Raw genomic sequence first — 16,216 nt, forward strand, 5'->3', positions numbered from 1 at the left:
ATCATCACCAGCGCTCTTTCCGTTTGGTTGGCGTTGAGTTTCTTGCGAGAAGCCCCTCTCGGCGGCGCTTTGACCCACCGCTGGGCCGCCCACGGGTGGGCAGACACGCGCCTTTCGGCCGAGACATGCCCCGAACTGCGCATTCGCCCACCGAAACGGAGCTGTGGGGTGGGTCAATGCGTGGTTCGAGGCGTCTTTGGCGAGAAATGCGCGTGTTGGCCTACCGACCCCCGCCGCGCCCGTCCCCCCACGCCGTCCGGCCTCAGCCGTCCTTCAGCTGCGTCCGGCGCCACTCGGATGGCGAGCACCCCTCCTCGCGGCAGAACGCTGCCGAGAAGGCCGCGGGAGTGGCATATCCCACGGTGCGCGCCACCTGCGCCACCGCCATCCCCTCGTCCAGCAGCAGCCTCTGGGCCTCTCGCATGCGCAGCTCTCGCGCATACTGGCCCACGCTTTTGCCCATGACCTGCTTGAACACCACGCAGAGGTGGCTGTGTCCGCAGTGGACCGAGCGCGCCAGCTGCTCGACCATGGGAATGCGGCCGCCCTCCTGCGCCATGGCCCTCTGCATGAGGCGCGCCGCGTCATGCGCCAGGCAGATGTCCGACCAGCTGATTCCCTCGCTCCTCAGGAGCAGGTGCTCGTCGGCCCAGTCGAAGAGCCTGAGCAGGGTCGAGTGCAGCTCCCGCTCCCTCCTCTCTTGCGCCGCGCCTCCTCCCAGCCCCCACACCCGTGCGAGGGTCATGAGCCCCGCCAGCCCGTCGTTCAGGGCGTCGGGGTCCAGCAGGGAGAGCTCCTCCTGGGCGCTGGCAAAGTCCCGACGGTACAGGCGCGCGTGTCGCTCGAAGAACTCGGGCGTCAGGTTGACGCTCGTAGAGCTGATGCGCTCGCCGCGGCTGAGCCGCACGCTCTCGGTGCCGTCGGGCCTGTGAAAGGCCACCACGTTGTTTCCTTCGTGCATCCTTGTGGGCTGGCTGGGGGAGTAGCGCACCGCCCCGCTCGAGCCACAGCAGAGGCAGAGGGACTCGAGCGGCGTCTCCTGCAGCACGAAGTCCTCGCGTATGCATATCTCCAGGCGGCAGACGAAGGTCCCGCCCAGGGGACTGCTCCCCACCATCCAGCCGCCGCTCAGCCGACCATCGGCCTGCGCCACCACGCCATCCTCGCCGTCATGGCGAGCGCGCGCGTACATCTGCTCAAGCTGAGGCTCGAAGAAGCGCCGCATCTCTCGCTCCACCGCAGGGACCTTCTCTCTTTCGAGTTCTTCCACGTTTGCCCGCGAGGGCCATCGGGCCCTCCAGACTATGTTTACTAATACTAACTATTAGTGTGCCCTGGTGGCCCAGGAGCCCTCCCGGACTCCGTCAGAGTGCCATGGGGCCAGGGAGAAGGAGGCTTCCGTGACACAGGAGAAAAGGGGAGGCGCTGGCCAGGAGGCGGCCATGGGACAGTCGTCGTCGGCTGACCAGAAGCCGCCCAAGAAGAACCCCCTTGCGCTGATGATGGGCTTCTCGGGCAGGTACCAGAAGTTCACCTACCTGGGCATGCTCCTCTCGGCGCTGTCCATGCTCCTGGGGTTTGTGCCCTACATCTGCATCTGGCTGGTCGCGCGAGACCTCATCGCGCATGCCCCCGACTGGTCAGGGGCCACCAGCATCGCGCGGTACGGCTGGGTGGCCTGCGCCACGGCGGCGTTGGGGGTGCTCATCTACTTCGCCGCCCTCATGTGCACGCACGTCTCGGCCTTCCGGGCCGCGTCCAACATGCGCAAGAGCTGTGCGGAGCACCTCATGCGCATGCCGCTGGGCTACTTTGACACCCATGCCTCGGGTGAGATCCGCCGCGTCATCGACGGCTCCGTGGGCCTCACCGAGGCGCTCATGGCCCACCAGCTGCCGGACGCCGCGGGCACGGCGGCCATGGTGCTGGGCATGCTGGTCATCCTCTTCGTCTTCGACTGGCGCATGGGGCTTGCCTGCCTGCTGGCGGCGATCCTCTCGGTGGGCTGCCTGGCCGTCATGATGGGCGGCGACAACATGCGCTTCATGGGCGAGTACCAGAAGGCGCTGGACCGCATGAACAAGGCCGGGACGGAGTACGTGCGCGGCATCCCCGTGGTGAAGGTGTTCCAGCAGACCGTCTACTCCTTCAAGGCCTTCCATGACGCCATCCAGGACTACGGGGAGATGGCCAGCACCTATTCCGTGAAGCTCTGCCGCCTGCCGCAGTCGCTCAACCTCACCATCGTGAACGGCGTGGCCATCCTGCTGGTCCCCGCGGTGCTGCTCCTGGCCCCGGGGGTGAGCGACTGGTCGCGCTTCGTCACGGACTACGCCTTCTACGCGATCTTCTCGGCCGTCATCTCCACGGCGCTGCAGCGCATGATGTTCCTGGCCGCCTACACCCAGCAGGCCGGCAACGCCATGAAGCGCATCGACGCCGTGCTCTCGGCCCCCGTGCTGAGCGAGCCCGCCCGCCCCGAGCACCCGAGGGACGCGTCCGTCTCGTTCGAGGACGTGACCTTCAGCTATGAGGGGAGCGGCAGGCCGGCCCTGGAGCACCTGAGCTTCGAGCTGCCGGCGGGGGCGACCGTTGCGCTGGTGGGACCCTCCGGAGGCGGCAAGACCACGGCGGCGAGCCTGGTGCCGCGCTTCTGGGACGTGAGCTCGGGGTGCGTGCGCGTGGGTGGCGTGGACGTGCGTGACATGGAGCAGCACGAGCTCATGGACCAGGTGGCCTTCGTCTTCCAGAACGACCACCTCTTCAAGGGCACGATCTTGGACAACGTGCGCGCGGCCCGTCCGGAGGCCAGCCGCGAGGAGGCGCTCGAGGCCCTGCGCCTGGCCCAGTGCGACGACATCCTGCAGAAGATGCCCAACGGCGCCGACGAGTTCATAGGCACGGGGGGCAGCCACCTCTCGGGCGGGGAGTCACAGCGCGTCTGCCTGGCCCGCGCCATCCTCAAGGACTCTCCCATCGTGGTGCTCGACGAGGCGACGGCCTTTGCCGACCCGGAGAACGAGCAGCTCATCCAACGCGCGCTTGCGCGCCTCGCAAAGGGTCGCACCGTGCTCATGGTGGCGCATCGCCTCTCGACGGTCATGTCGGCAGACGAGATCCTGGTGCTGGACGAGGGACGGCTTGCGGAGCGGGGGACGCACGACGAGCTGGTGCGTGCGGGTGGCATCTACGCGCGCATGTGGGATGACTACCAGACTGCGGTGGAGTGGAGAATATCCGGCTCCGGAAGGGAGGCGTAGGCGATGCTCAACCTGGAGAAGAGCTACGGGCTCTCGGCGCAGGGTGCCGCCAACGTGCGCAAGGGCATCTTCTGGACGGTGGTGACCAACCTGGTTGTCATGTCCAGCATGAGCCTGCTCTATCTGTTGATGAGGGACCTCACGGCGGTGCTCCTTGATGGCGCGCCTCTCCCGTCCGCCCAGTTCTACCTGGGGCTCTGCGCGCTGTTCTTCGTGCTGCTTTTGGCGGTGCACCTGCAGCAGTACACCAACACCTACGGGACCGTCTACGACGAGGTCTCGACCATACGCATCTTGCTGGCCGAGCGCCTGCGCAGGCTTCCCCTCTCGTTCTTTGGCAACCATGACCTGGCGGACCTCACCGAGACCCTGATGGGGGACGTGGACAAGCTCGAGCACGTGTGGTCGCACGTGCTGGGCTACTTCTTTGGCGCGTGCATCTCCACCTGCATCGTCGCAGTGGGCATGCTCTCCTTCGACTGGAGGCTCGCGGTGGCGGCGCTCTGGGCCGTGCCCGTCGCGTTCCTGCTCCTCTTCGTCTCCCAGCGCTGGACGGCACCGCTGCAGCAGAGGGCCCGCGAGGAGGCCGTGGGGGTCTCCGACGCCCTGCAGGAGATGCTGGACGATGTGCGAGAGGTCCACGCCACCAACCAGGTGGAGCGCTACCTGGACTCGATTCGCGACAAGATCGACGGCAGCGAGGCCACGACGGTGCGCTCGGAGCTGGTGGGCGGCCTCTTCGTCAACGGCTGCTCCGTGATCTTGCGCCTGGGCATGGCCACGACCATCCTGGTGGGCGCGGCCCTGATCGCCGCCGGCGAGGCGGACTTCCTGACGCTCTTCATGTTCCTTCTGGCCATCTCGCGCATCTACGCCCCCTTCGACCAGGCCATCGCCCTGATGTACGAGCTGATGTTCTCCAAGGTCTCGTCTGCGCGCCTGCAGCGCTTCTTCGACGAGCCGCTGGCGACGGGCAGCGAGGACTTTTCTCCCCAGGGGCACGACATCGAGTTCGACCATGTGGCGTTCGGGTATGGCGAACAGGCCGAGAACGTGCTGCGCGACGTGAGCTTCACGGCGCGCGAGGGCGAGGTCACGGCCCTGGTGGGGCCATCGGGCTCGGGCAAGTCGACCTGCGGACGCCTGGTCGCGCGCCTGTGGGACGCGGACCGCGGAGCCGTGAGGGTGGGTGGCGTGGACGTCTCCACGGTAGACCCCGAGACCCTCTTCGGCCACTGCTCCATCGTGTTCCAGGACGTGATGCTCTTTGACGACACGGTGATGGAGAACATCCGCCTGGGCAGGCGTGGCGCCACCGACGAGGAGGTCCTTGCCGCGGCGCGGGCGGCGATGTGCGACGAGTTCGTGTCAAGGCTGCCCGAGGGCTACGACAGCCTCATCGGCGAGAACGGCAGCAGGCTCTCTGGCGGCGAGCGACAGCGCATCTCCATCGCGCGCGCCATGCTCAAGGGGGCGCCCATCGTCTTGCTGGACGAGGCGACGGCATCCCTGGACGTGGAGAACGAGACCAAGGTGCAGCGCGCCCTCTCTGCGTTGCTGCGCGGGAAGACGGTTCTGGTGATTGCCCACCGCATGCGGACCGTGTCCAGCGCCGACAAGGTGGTTGTCCTGGAGGATGGTCATGTGAGCGAGCAGGGAGCGCCCGAGGAGCTGCTTGCGGCTGGTGGCAGCTTCGCGCGCATGGTGCGCCTCCAACGCGAGAGCGAGGGCTGGAAGCTGTAGCGCCCGCAGCGCCGCCTGGCTGGGCCTGGCCCTACAGCGTCGAGCCCAGCCAGCGCGTCTCGCAGCGCAGCGTCTGCTGATGGGCGGGGTGGCTCTTGTCGGCAAGCAGCTCGAGCAGCATGTCGCAGGCCACCTCCCCCTCCTCCCTGACGGGTTCTATGATGGTGCTGATGCCTGGTGTCGTGAGGCTTGCCCAGTCTGCGTTGTTGAGGCCGAGCAGGCCCACGCGCTCGGGCATCAGCTGCTTCATGGACCGCAGCGAGGAGAACACGCGGCCGAGGGCCCATTGGTGCGGGCAGAACACCAGCGTCCTCTTTGCCACGTTGAGGTTCTGCTCGAACCAATGCGCAAGCTCCGCCTCGCTGGGCCCCCCGTGCGCTATCTCGATGCCGCGGTGCGCGAGGCCCTGCTCTGCCAGCGCGTCAAGGAAGCCCTGCTGACGCTCCATGCGCGTTCTGCTGCTGGGCTCGCTGGAGACCAGGACGAAATCCTCGTAGCCGCGCTCCACGCAGCTTGAGATGCTGTCGTACACGCCATCGTAGAGGTTGGTCTTCACCCAGGTGCTCTCCAGGTCCATGAGGTTGAAGTCGAAGAACACCACGGGCCTTCCCGCCTTCTCGATGCGGTTGCGTATGCCGCGGTAGCCGTTGGTGGGCTGTATGGCAAAGCCGTCTACGCCCAACGAGAGCATCTTCTCCACGTAGCTGCGCTCCGTGATGGCGTCGAAGTGCGTGTCGCAGACCACGGTCTGGTAGCCCGCCTCGTGGGCGTGCGCCTCCACGCCGCTCACGAACTGTCCGGCCCACACGTTGCTGTTGTCCAGGATGAGGATGGCTATGACCCCGGAGTGGCCTCGGGCCAGGCCCTGGGCCTGGGCGTTGGGGACGTAGCCCGTGTCCTCGATCACCTTCTCTATGCGCTTGCGCGTGGCCGCCCCCATCTTCTCGAGCTTGCCGTTGAGGTAGTGGGAGACCGTTGCCGTGGAGGTGTCTGCCATCCGCGCCACGTCTGCAATGGTGAGGCGTCTGTCCTGCATGTGGTTCCTCCTTGCGGGCGTGGCCTGGGGTGTTGGTTAAGCCCGCCTACCGAAATTACGAGAAAGACCTTGCCTTTTTGAAATGACTGTATAACAAGACGAATCTTGCTTTGTTAAGCCCTTAACATGCTAGCAGAAATAAGGTCTTGACCTGCGCATTTACCGAAATTTGATTGAGCTTTGCACTACGTGGATGAACAATGGGCCCAAGTTTAGGGCACGGAGAGGAGCGAGCATGAGGCTGGTTGCGGTCTGCGCGTGCACGGTGGGCATAGCCCACACCTACATGGCCCAAAAGGCCATCGAGGACGAATGCGCCAAGCGCGGGATAGACGTGAAGGTTGAGACCCAGGGCGGCCTGGGCATCGACAACGAGCTCGACGAGGACGAGGTCGCCGAGGCAGACTACGCGCTTCTCGCCGTTGACATCGGGATCGAGGGGGAGGACCGCTTCGAGGAGAAGGCAGACGAGGGCAGGCTCCTCCAGGTTGGTTCCGCAGACGTGATAAGTGACGCCGCAGGCGTCATCGACAGGCTCCTCGAGATGTAGGGGGTTCTCCCATGGCAGACTCAAAGAAGGCGGGCATCTTTGCCGAACCGGGCAAGGCGCTGCTCAAGGCGTTCAACACAGGCGTTTCCTACTTCATTCCCGTCGTGGTCGTCGGTGGCGTGTTCCTGGCGTTCTCCCTGGCCACGGGCAAGGCGGGGGATGGCGGCATGGAGGTCACCAACCCCTTCATGCAGAACCTGAACCTCATTGGCATGGCCGGCATCAACATGATGATTCCGGTCCTCGCGGCATACATTGCCTACTCCCTGGGCGGCAAGCCTGCCCTGGCGCCGGGCTTCGTCCTGGGATACCTGGTCAACAACCCCGTTCCCGTGGGTGACACAAAGGTCTCCACGGGCTTCCTGGGCGCCATGATCATGGCCATCTGCGTGGGCTACTTCGTCAAGTGGATGAAGACCTGGAAGACCAACGACACCATTCGCACCATCATGCCCATCCTGATCATCCCGATCCTCACCTCGCTTGTCCTGGGACTCTTCTACATCTACGTGCTCGCATTCCCGCTGAGCGTCGTGATGGGCTGGCTCACCGACGTCCTGGGCAACCTGCAGGGCGGGTCTGCCGTCGTCCTGGGCATCGTCATCGGCCTCATGACCGCCTTCGACATGGGTGGCCCCGTCAACAAGACCGCGTCCACCTTCACCATGGCGCTCATGACCTCCGCCGTGTATGGCCCCAACGGCATGTTCCGCGTGGCCGTTGCCGTGCCCCCCATCGCCTGTGGCATCGCCGCCCTCGTGGCCAGGAGCAAGTTCGATGACGCCGACCGCCAGATGGGCATCTCCGCCATCTTCATGGGCTGCATCGGCATCACCGAGGGTGCCATTCCCTTTGCGGTGAAGGATCTGGGTCGCACGCTTCCCGGCATCATGGTGGGCTCTGCGGTGGGCGCTGCCCTGGCGGCCATCCAGGGAATCGAGTGCTACGTCCCCCATGGTGGCTTCATCGTGGCGCTCGCCACCAACAACGTTGGCCTCTTCGCCCTGGACATCGTCGTGGGGGCGCTGGTGGGCGCGGCAATCCTGGTTGCCATGAAGCCCAAGCTGGAGAAGACCGAGAAGTAGCCTCCCCACATCATCTGCACCAAAACGGACAACAAGACGTTTGGCAGGTGCCTCCGAAGCGCTGGCTTCCAAGGCTTCGGGGGCACCGCCATATAGAAAGCCAGTGCGGCAGCCCCGACAAGGCTCTGGGGACGCACGGAAGGAAGGAACGTATGGCAGACAAGCTCAGCATCAGGCGTGCCGTCCAGGGCATGCTCAAGCTTCAAGACTCGGGCGACCACGCGACCATGATTGGCATAGGGCCCATGTCGCCGAACCTCCTGCAGGCGGCCTTCGAGCTGGCGCGCGACGAGGACTTCCCCCTCATGTTCATTGCGTCTCGCAACCAGGTTGACATGGACGAGCTTGGCGCGGGCTACGTGAACCATTGGAACCAGGAGCGCTTCGCGGCAGACATCAGGAAAGTCGCCGACGAGGTGGGCTACGAGGGGCCCTACTACCTCTGCCGCGACCACGGAGGCCCTTGGCAGCGCGACGAGGAGCGCCGTGCCCACCTGCCCGAGGAAGAGGCGATGGATATCGCTCGCAGGTCATTCGTGGCTGACATGGAGGCGGGCTTCGACCTGCTGATGGTGGACCCCACCAAGGATCCCTATCAGCTCGGCAAGGTCATCCCTCTGGACGTGGTGCTCAGGCGCACCGTTGACCTCATCTCCTATCTCGAGGGCTACCGCAAGGAGCATGGCCTGGGAGAGGTTGCCTATGAGGTGGGGACCGAGGAGACCAACGGTGGCCTCACCACCACGGACAAGTACGAGGAGTTCATCTCGCAGCTCGCTCCCGAGCTGGAGAGGCGCGGGTGCCCCATGCCCACGTTCATCGTGGGGCAAACCGGCACGCTCACGCGCCTCACCGAGCAGGTGGGGCACTACAGCTACAAGAACGCCCGCGAGCTTGCGGACATGGCCAAGCGCTATGGCGTGGGCCTCAAGGAACACAACGCAGACTACCTCGACGACGTGACGCTGCTCGAGCACATCCCAGCCCACGTGACCGCCTCCAACGTCGCGCCTCAGTACGGCACCGAGGAGACGCGTGCCTACCTCAAGCTTTGCGACGTGGAGCGCCTGCTGGTGGATAACGGGCTTTGCGACGACCCGTCCAGCCTGCGCGAGACGCTTCTGGTGAAGGCCATCAAGACGGAGCGCTGGCGCAAGTGGATGACGGGGGAGGACGTCAACCTGCAGGTGGGCGACATCTTGGGCAACGAGGCTCTCTCCCTCAAGATCTTGGACATCTCCGGCCACTACGTCTTCAACGATCCCGAGGTCAAGGCGGAGACGGAGAAGCTCTACCGCAACCTTTCCGCGCAAGGCATAGACGGCCAGCGCTTCGTGGTGGAGCACATAAAGAGGCCGCTGCGCCAATATGTCATGGGGCTTAACCTCAAGGGCGTCACCACGCGCATAGAGAGGGCGTTGGACGAGTAGACTGTAGGCGTGAGCCATCGGCTCATGCCGGCACCGTTTTCCATGGGACGTGAGGAGATAGGAGCGCGCATGAAGTTCTTCATTGACACTGCCAACCTCGACGAGATCAAGCAGGCATCCGAGTGGGGCATCCTCTCGGGCGTCACCACCAACCCGAGCCTGTATGCCAAGATCGGCGGCAAGCTGGCCGACTTCGAGGATCACATGGTCAAGATCTGCCACATCGTGGGTGAGGACGTCCCCGTCTCTGCGGAGTCAACTGCCACCACCACCGAGGAGATGGTCGCCGAGGGAGAGCGCCTGGCTGCGCTGGCCCCCAACATCGTGGTGAAGCTTCCCGTCTGCGAGGCGTCGCTTCCCGCGACCCACGCCCTTGCCCAGAAGGGCATTCGCGTCAACATGACGCTGGTGTTCTCTGCCCCCCAGGCCCTGCTGGCCGCTCGTGCCGGCGCCCGCTACATCTCTCCCTTCGTCGGTCGCTTCGATGACATCGGGGATGACGGCCTGACCCAGCTCGAGACCGTTGTGAACGCCGTCAAGAACTTTGACTACGGCTACTGGGAGCAGGAGGGCGGCCCTGAGATCATCACCGCCTCCGTGCGCACCCCCAACCACGTGACGCAGGCAGCCCTCATGGGCGCTGACATCGCCACCGTGCCCTTCGCCGCACTCAAGAAGTGCGTGCATCACCCCCTGACCGACCGTGGCCTGGAGCTCTTCGAGGCCGACTGGGAGAAGGTCAAGGCTCAGGCGTAAGATTGCCGCTTCTTTTCTGGCGAAAGGCGGCCCGCACCGATGGTGCGGGCCGCCTTATTCATTGCTGGGGGATGCCGTTCTGCCGCTGCGTGCAATACCGTAGTTCTAGTACCACTTTTGTGCCCTTGGACGGGTGAAAAGCGGTACTAGAACTACGGTATTGCGATATTGGCGCTTCCGCCATGCCTTCCTTATGCAAAGGTGACCGATGGGCCAGCCGTGCAGTCGCCCTAGTGGTGGAACAGCCTCATGCCGGTGAACGCCATGGCGATGCCGTACTTGTCGGCAGTGTCGATAACGTTGTCATCGCGGATCGATCCACCTGGCTCGACGATGTAGCTCACACCGGACTTGTGCGCACGCTCCACGTTGTCGCCAAAGGGGAAGAAGGCGTCAGACCCCAGCGTCACGCCGGTCTGGGTGGCGACCCACACCGCCTTCTCCTCGCGGGTGAGCACCTCCGGCCTTACGGCGAACCACTTCTGCCACTCTCCCTCGGCCAGCACGTCATCGTGCTCGTCCGAGATGTACACGTCGATGGCGTTGTCACGGTTGGCGCGACGGATGCCATCGACGAACCGCAGCGCCAGCACCTTGGGATGCTGACGCAGGAACCAGGTGTCTGCCTTGCCGCCGGCAAGCCTGGTGCAGTGAACGCGGCTCTGCTGGCCGGCACCCACGCCAATGGTCTGCCCGTCCTTCACGTAGCAGACCGAGTTCGACTGCGTGTACTTGAGCGTGATGAGTGCCACCAGCATGTCAAGCTGCGCCTCGTCGGGAATCACGCGGTTCTTGGTGACCACGTTGGCAAGCAGCGCGCGATCGATCGCGAGGTCGTTGCGCCCCTGCTCGAAGCTCACGCCGAACACGTCCTTGCGCTCGAGCCTTGCGGGCTCGTAGCCGGGGTCTACCTGAACCACGTTGTAGCGACCGCCCTTCTTGGCGGAGAGGATCTGGAGCGCCTCCTCGGTGTAGCCGGGGGCGATGATGCCGTCTGACACCTCGCGCCTGACGTAGCGCGCCACGTCCGCGTCGCAGACGTCCGAGAGCGCCGCCCAGTCTCCGTAGGAGCTCATGCGGTCGGCACCGCGCGCGCGGATGTAGGCGCAGGCGATGGGGGAGAGCTCCCCCTCCCCCTCGGCGAAGTAGATCCGTCGGTCCGTCTCGGAGAGAGGTCGTCCGACGGCGGCCCCCGCAGGCGAGACGTGCTTGAACGAGGCCGCGGCAGGCAGGCCGCAGGCCTCGCGCAGCTCGCGCACCAGCTGCCAGGAGTTGAGGGCGTCCAGGAAGTTGATGTAGCCGGGGTTTCCCGCCAGCACCTTGACGGGAAGCTCCGAGCCATCGGCCATGTAGATGCGTGAGGGCCTCTGGTTGGGGTTGCAGCCGTACTTGAGGGCAAGCTCGTTCATGGTTCTCTCCTTTCGGCGGAGGTGTCGGAAATGCTTGGGTGCGGCTAGTCGCCGAGGTTCTTGTTGAAGAGGCGCACGCCTCCCGCAACGTTTGCGTAGAGGGAGACCCTGTTCTCCTCGTTGAGGGAGGCCCAGAGCCCGTCAGGGCTGGGGAGGGAGACCTCCACGGGCTCGCCGGCAAAGCTGGGCAGGGGATCGCCGTTTCCCTGGTAGGTGCTGATGAAGTAGCCCACGCCCTCGGCCGCGCCCTCGTAGCAGAAGAACTGCCTCAGGCAGCCGCCGGTAGTTGCCTGGCGCTTGAGGACGGACATCTCGAAGCTGCCGTCCTCGCGCACGATGGCAGAGATGCGCGGGGTGTAGTTTGGCTCGTCCGGCTCGAACTCGCGCGCCATGCAGCCCTCGCGGAAGTCGCCCCTCTCGACGATGGTGTCTGTCTGGTCGCCGTTGGTGACCACGAGGGACGCGCCCATCTGGCGCACGGGGTGGTAGATGATGAGGCTGGGGTCTTCGAGCAGGGCAGGGTCGTGCGCCTCGGTCCGGATTCCGTCCTCGGTTGCCACGAAGACGCGGTTTCTGCTGTTGGAGCTACGGCCCATGATCCAGTAGTACACGCAGTCCCTGCCCACGACAATGCCGCGGCCGGGGTAGGGGTTGCCCCTCAGGAGCTCAGTCAGACTCTGCATCGCGCGTTCCTCTCGCACTCCGCCGTCCCGAACGACCAGCTGCCCTGCCCGAAACACAAGGGCAAGCCAGCCTCACGAGGAGGACGGCTTGCCCAGACGGTCGGCTCTATGGCTTTGCGCGCCGCTCCACCGTGGTCGGCCCACGACTATCCGTCAGTAACGGCGCGTATCTCTTTTCTAGACTGTAGCATGAGCCTCTCGCCCAGGCCTTCTCGCGAGACCGCCGGGTGGGCTCTTCACGCAGATACGACAACGCCGCATGATTTTGTTGGCCATCGAGCCTGCGAACGGGTAGCCTACGCCTTGTAGAGAAAGGCGTGACTAACTTTCTAGCACGCAGGCCAACAGAGGAGGCAGCATGCCCGAAGCCCGGAACAGCAGCTGGCGGCCCCGTAAGCGCCAGGAGGGCGAGCCCGTCAAGATCGTCCTTCTCACCGGATACCTTGGCGCAGGCAAGACGACCCTGCTCAACCACATCCTCTCGAACGACGAGGGCATCCGCGCAGCCGTCATCGTCAACGACATCGGCGAGGTCAACGTGGATGCGAGCCTGGTCAAGGACGGGGGCCTCTCCCAGACGGATGACCTCGTCCCCCTGACCAACGGCTGCATCTGCTGCACCCTCTCGGAGGACCTTGCCAGGCAGCTTGGGTCGATCGCCGATTCCGGTGATTTCGACTACATCATCATCGAGGCGTCGGGCATCTGCGAGCCCATCCCCATCGCCTACACCATCTCGGCCTTCTGCGACCAGAGCAGGACCGCGGGCAAGCCATCGCTTTCGCTGGACAACATCGTTGCCGTGGTGGACTGCAGGCGCATGCTGGACGAGTTCGATGGCGGCCGCAGCCTGCTTGCCAAGGACCTCGACGAGGACGACATCGAGAGCCTCCTCATCCAGCAGATCGAGTTCTGCTCGACGCTGGTCCTCAACAAGTGCGACCTGGTGACGCCCCCAGAGATCGCGGAGGTCAGGGCCCTGGTGCGCGGCCTGCAGAGGGACGCCGTGGTGGTAGAGGCCGAGAACGGCAACGTGGACATGGCCGAGCTGCTTGACACGGGGCGCTTCGACTTCGACGCGGCCTACAACTCCGCCGCCTGGATCGACGCCATGGAGCACCCAGAGGAGCACGAGGACCCCGAGGTGCTGGAGTACGACATCGCCACCTTCGTCTACAAGAGGCGCAAGCCCTTCGACGTGGACAGGTTCTCCAGCTTCGTGGCCACCTGGCCCGATAGCGTCATCCGCACCAAGGGCATGCTCTGGGCCGACCAGGACCCCGACATGTGCTACCTCTTCGAGCAGGCAGGCAGCCAGGCGCGCCTGGTGGAGAACGGCCTCTTCGCGGCATCTGCCCCCGAGGACGAGCTGAGGCGCCTCTTGCGGGAGAGCCCCGAGCTCCTGGACGATTGGGACCCCGTCCTTGGCGACCGCATGACCAAGCTCTGCGTCATTGGCCGCCACATGGACAGAGAGGCGCTCGAGCGGGGTCTGGACGCCTGCCTGGTCGAGTGGGACGGGCCCGATTCGGAGTTCGAGTAGACCAGGGCGCGCCGCTCTCGCCTATACTTGGTGCCCGCGGACCGTGCGCCCGCCAGAAAGCTGCCGAACCTCTCGAAGGGACTCTCATGATCAAGGAGCTGGTTAGGGACGAGGCCATCCTCTCCGCGCGCTGCGAGAAGGCAACGCCGGAGGATGCCGCCGTGGCCCAGGACCTCATTGACACCCTGCGCGCCATCGAGGACGGTGCCTGCCTTGCCGCCAACCAGATTGGCGTGACCAAGCAGGTGGCGGTCTACTTCGACGACGACCAGCAGCCTCACGTCCTGTACAACCCTCGCGTCATGATGGGGCTTGGCGCGGCACGCGTGGAGGAGGGCTGCCTCACGCGTGACGAGGTCTCAAAGGTCACGCGCTACGGCAAGATCAAGCTCTGCTTCGACGAGCTGGTCGATGGTGCCTTCAGGCAGCGCAAGCGCGACTATGTGGGCTGGGAGGCGCAGATGATCCAGCACATGGTTGACCACTGCGCGGGCAGGCTGATCTAGCCGAGCCTTTCGCCCGGAGCCCGGCCTTCTCAAAAGGGGCTGCCGCCATCTGGCGGCAGCCCCTGCCATTACCGCGCCGTTGGTCTTCGGCCCTAGAGCTGGACGTCGTAGCGGCGTGCGTACTGCGCAAACAGGCGATCGAAGAAGTAGGTTACGCCAAAGGTCGCATAGACGCGGTGCATGGCGCTCCCCTCCTCGGACCCTTGCCCTATTGAGAGCACCTCGTTGAACTCCGCATGCAGGTCAGGGGCCTCGCTTGCGGTGACGATGGTCTTGTAGGCACCGCTTCTCTCGATGACCTGGCGCTGTCTGCGCGCAAAGCCGTTGGAGGTGGTCACCACGATGAGCTGGTCCTCGGGGCCCAGCGCCCGTACGCCGTTGACCTCGGGCGAGTTCTCGGAGACGAGGCGGACCACCTTCCCCTCGGCGAGCATTGCCTGCTGGAACTCCATGAGGGAGAGTGTCGAGGCCTCGGTGGAGAAGATCACCACGTGGGCGCTCCCGTGCAGGGACTTCACCAGACGGTCCAGCTGGCCGGAGTCGGAGAGCTGGTCGATGGTGTCGTAGATGTTGTCGAGGTCGGCGTGAAGCCTGCGCCCGCCGTCGCGCTCCGCCTGCGTGTACACCAGGTAGTGGCGTCGCAGCTCCTCGCGCTCCTTGTCGCCCAGGCTTCTCAGCTGTGTGATGTGGAAGCCGATCTCGCTCATTGCAGCCCCTTTCGCATCGTGCGCGCCTGTCTTGCATTGCTCAGGTCCAGTGTACGAGAGGCCCCCGGGACAGGCTTGACCCGTTGGCGTGCGGCCCACTTGGCCGGATATGTGGCCGCGCATTTGCATTTGCTGTGAAGACGATCGCCCGTAGGGCCCGCGGCTGGACCTATCATGGACGCACGAGATGACGAGGGGGGCTCATGGCAGAGAGCATGGCGGCGGTTGCCGCCCGCATGAAGGCAGATTCGCCGGCGCTGGCGTCTCTGGGCGTGGAGAAGAGGAACGAGGCGCTGCGCCTGACGCAGAGGTCCCTGCGCGACCACGCGAGCCAGGTCTTTGCCGCAAACGCGCAGGACCTCGCGGATGCCCGGCGAAGGGGCCTCTCGCCTGCCGTGCAGGGGCGCCTGCGCTTTGACGAGCACAAGCTGGAGGACGTGTGCGCGGGCATAGAGAGCCTCCTGGGGCTTCCTGACCCGCTGGGGCAGGTCCTGCTCAGGCGCGAGCTGGACGAGGGCCTGGTGCTGACACGCGTGAGCTGCGCCCTCGGTGTGGTCGGCGTCATCTTCGAGGCACGGCCGGACGCCCTGGTGCAGATCTCTGCGCTCTGCATCAAGAGCGGGAACGCGGCCATCCTCAAGGGAGGCTCGGAGACCGCACGCACCAACCGCGCGCTCTTCCAGCTGATATACGCCGCCTGCATCGAGGCGGGGCTTCCCAAGGGCTGCCTCCACCAGGCGCGGGAGCATAGCGAGATTGATGAGCTCCTGGGCTGTGACGGCCTGGTTGACCTGCTGGTCCCTCGCGGCTCGAACGCCTTCGTCCGCCACATCATGGACAGCACGCGCATTCCCGTGATGGGTCACGCCGACGGCATCTGCCACGTCTACGTGGACCGCTCGGCAGACCTCGAGAAGGCCCTGCCCATCTGCGTGGACGCCAAGTGCCAGTACACGGCAGCCTGCAATGCCGTGGAGACCCTCCTGGTGCACGAGGGGGTGGCGGAAGAGTTCCTGCCGCGCCTCGCCGAGGCCTACGGAAGGGCGGGCGTCAGCATCAGGGGGGACGAGAGAACGCGTGACCTCATCTCCTGCGAGGAGGCCACGGCCGAAGACTGGGACAGCGAGTACCTCTCGCTCACCATATCCGTCAGGGTGGTTGGATCTGTGGACGAGGCCATCGCCCACATCAACAGGCATGGCTCGCACCACACGGACGCCATCGTCGCCGAGGACGACGCAGTGGCCGAGCGCTTCATGGGCCTCGTGGACTCCGCGGACGTGTACCAGAACGTCTCCACGCGCTTTGCCGATGGCTTCCGCTACGGCTTCGGGGCGGAGCTGGGCATCTCGACGGGCAAGCTGCATGCGCGCGGCCCGGTGGGCCTGGAGGGGCTGGTCACGTACAAGTACCGCCTGCGCGGGAGTGGTCAGGTGGTGTCGGACTACGCCGAGGGGCGCAGGGGCTTCCGCTTCAGGGACCTGTCGTAGCGCATGCGCACGGGGCTC

At 65.3% G+C, this 16,216-nt stretch carries 14 protein-coding genes and 1 riboswitch; of the genes, 9 read left to right on the top strand and 5 right to left on the bottom strand.

Annotation, left to right across the window (positions count from 1 at the left end; genetic code table 11):
• Positions 1–262 precede the first annotated feature (262 nt).
• Positions 263–1,270 carry a helix-turn-helix transcriptional regulator gene (locus CZ375_RS00905; RefSeq protein ID WP_143803039.1) on the bottom strand — a complete coding sequence of 336 codons (1,008 nt, stop codon included), beginning with the start codon at positions 1,268–1,270 and terminating at the stop codon, positions 263–265.
• A 130-nt stretch (positions 1,271–1,400) separates the two neighbouring features.
• Between CZ375_RS00905 and CZ375_RS00910 the strand changes: the two genes are divergently transcribed.
• A complete protein-coding gene (locus CZ375_RS00910) occupies positions 1,401–3,260 on the top strand; it encodes an ABC transporter ATP-binding protein (protein ID WP_327196201.1) in 1,860 nt (619 codons plus the stop codon).
• Between the two features lie 3 nt (positions 3,261–3,263).
• Positions 3,264–5,003: an ABC transporter ATP-binding protein gene (locus tag CZ375_RS00915; RefSeq protein WP_077597456.1), complete on the top strand. Its 1,740-nt coding sequence runs from the start codon at positions 3,264–3,266 to the stop codon at positions 5,001–5,003.
• Between the two features lie 31 nt (positions 5,004–5,034).
• Here CZ375_RS00915 and CZ375_RS00920 read toward each other — a convergent pair whose 3' ends face one another.
• The gene (locus CZ375_RS00920) at positions 5,035–6,039 is read right to left on the bottom strand and encodes a LacI family DNA-binding transcriptional regulator (protein WP_077597457.1); all 1,005 of its coding nucleotides are present in this window, start codon (positions 6,037–6,039) and stop codon (positions 5,035–5,037) included.
• 235 nt (positions 6,040–6,274) lie between these two features.
• Between CZ375_RS00920 and CZ375_RS00925 the strand changes: the two genes are divergently transcribed.
• The 4 genes from CZ375_RS00925 (at position 6,275) to CZ375_RS00940 (ending at position 9,860) form a co-directional block, all read left to right on the top strand.
• On the top strand, positions 6,275–6,589 hold the full coding sequence (locus CZ375_RS00925) for a PTS fructose transporter subunit IIB (RefSeq protein ID WP_077597458.1): 315 nt from the start codon (positions 6,275–6,277) through the stop codon (positions 6,587–6,589).
• Between the two features lie 11 nt (positions 6,590–6,600).
• Positions 6,601–7,674 (top strand): PTS fructose transporter subunit IIC, encoded by a 1,074-nt coding sequence (locus tag CZ375_RS00930; protein WP_200799669.1) that lies wholly within the window; start codon positions 6,601–6,603, stop codon positions 7,672–7,674.
• A gap of 152 nt (positions 7,675–7,826) precedes the next feature.
• Positions 7,827–9,104 carry a class II D-tagatose-bisphosphate aldolase non-catalytic subunit gene (locus tag CZ375_RS00935; protein WP_077597459.1) on the top strand — a complete coding sequence of 426 codons (1,278 nt, stop codon included), beginning with the start codon at positions 7,827–7,829 and terminating at the stop codon, positions 9,102–9,104.
• A 69-nt stretch (positions 9,105–9,173) separates the two neighbouring features.
• The gene (locus CZ375_RS00940; protein WP_077597460.1) at positions 9,174–9,860 is read left to right on the top strand and encodes a transaldolase family protein; all 687 of its coding nucleotides are present in this window, start codon (positions 9,174–9,176) and stop codon (positions 9,858–9,860) included.
• A 230-nt stretch (positions 9,861–10,090) separates the two neighbouring features.
• On the opposite strand, the gene CZ375_RS00945 is transcribed toward CZ375_RS00940, so the two are convergent.
• Both CZ375_RS00945 and CZ375_RS00950 read right to left on the bottom strand, forming a co-directional pair.
• Positions 10,091–11,269, bottom strand: coding sequence for a phosphoribosylaminoimidazolecarboxamide formyltransferase (locus CZ375_RS00945; RefSeq protein WP_077597461.1), 1,179 nt, complete (start codon positions 11,267–11,269; stop codon positions 10,091–10,093).
• 44 nt (positions 11,270–11,313) lie between these two features.
• Positions 11,314–11,952 (bottom strand): IMP cyclohydrolase, encoded by a 639-nt coding sequence (locus tag CZ375_RS00950; RefSeq protein ID WP_077597462.1) that lies wholly within the window; start codon positions 11,950–11,952, stop codon positions 11,314–11,316.
• A gap of 83 nt (positions 11,953–12,035) precedes the next feature.
• Positions 12,036–12,123, bottom strand: a riboswitch (ZMP/ZTP riboswitch).
• Between the two features lie 187 nt (positions 12,124–12,310).
• Between CZ375_RS00950 and CZ375_RS00955 the strand changes: the two genes are divergently transcribed.
• Both CZ375_RS00955 and CZ375_RS00960 read left to right on the top strand, forming a co-directional pair.
• On the top strand, positions 12,311–13,495 hold the full coding sequence (locus CZ375_RS00955) for a CobW family GTP-binding protein (RefSeq protein ID WP_077597463.1): 1,185 nt from the start codon (positions 12,311–12,313) through the stop codon (positions 13,493–13,495).
• Between the two features lie 86 nt (positions 13,496–13,581).
• Positions 13,582–14,001 carry a peptide deformylase gene (locus tag CZ375_RS00960; RefSeq protein ID WP_077597464.1) on the top strand — a complete coding sequence of 140 codons (420 nt, stop codon included), beginning with the start codon at positions 13,582–13,584 and terminating at the stop codon, positions 13,999–14,001.
• A 92-nt stretch (positions 14,002–14,093) separates the two neighbouring features.
• Here the strand turns inward: CZ375_RS00960 and CZ375_RS00965 are convergent, their stop codons facing one another.
• A complete protein-coding gene (locus CZ375_RS00965) occupies positions 14,094–14,708 on the bottom strand; it encodes a phosphoheptose isomerase family protein (protein WP_077597465.1) in 615 nt (204 codons plus the stop codon).
• A gap of 203 nt (positions 14,709–14,911) precedes the next feature.
• Here CZ375_RS00965 and CZ375_RS00970 point away from each other — a divergent pair, with 203 nt between their 5' ends.
• Positions 14,912–16,198, top strand: coding sequence for a glutamate-5-semialdehyde dehydrogenase (locus CZ375_RS00970; RefSeq protein ID WP_077597466.1), 1,287 nt, complete (start codon positions 14,912–14,914; stop codon positions 16,196–16,198).
• The last annotated feature ends 18 nt before the right edge of the window (positions 16,199–16,216 follow it).

Source organism: Olsenella urininfantis, assembly GCF_900155635.1.
Classification (GTDB): Bacteria; Actinomycetota; Coriobacteriia; order Coriobacteriales; family Atopobiaceae; genus Olsenella_G; species Olsenella_G urininfantis.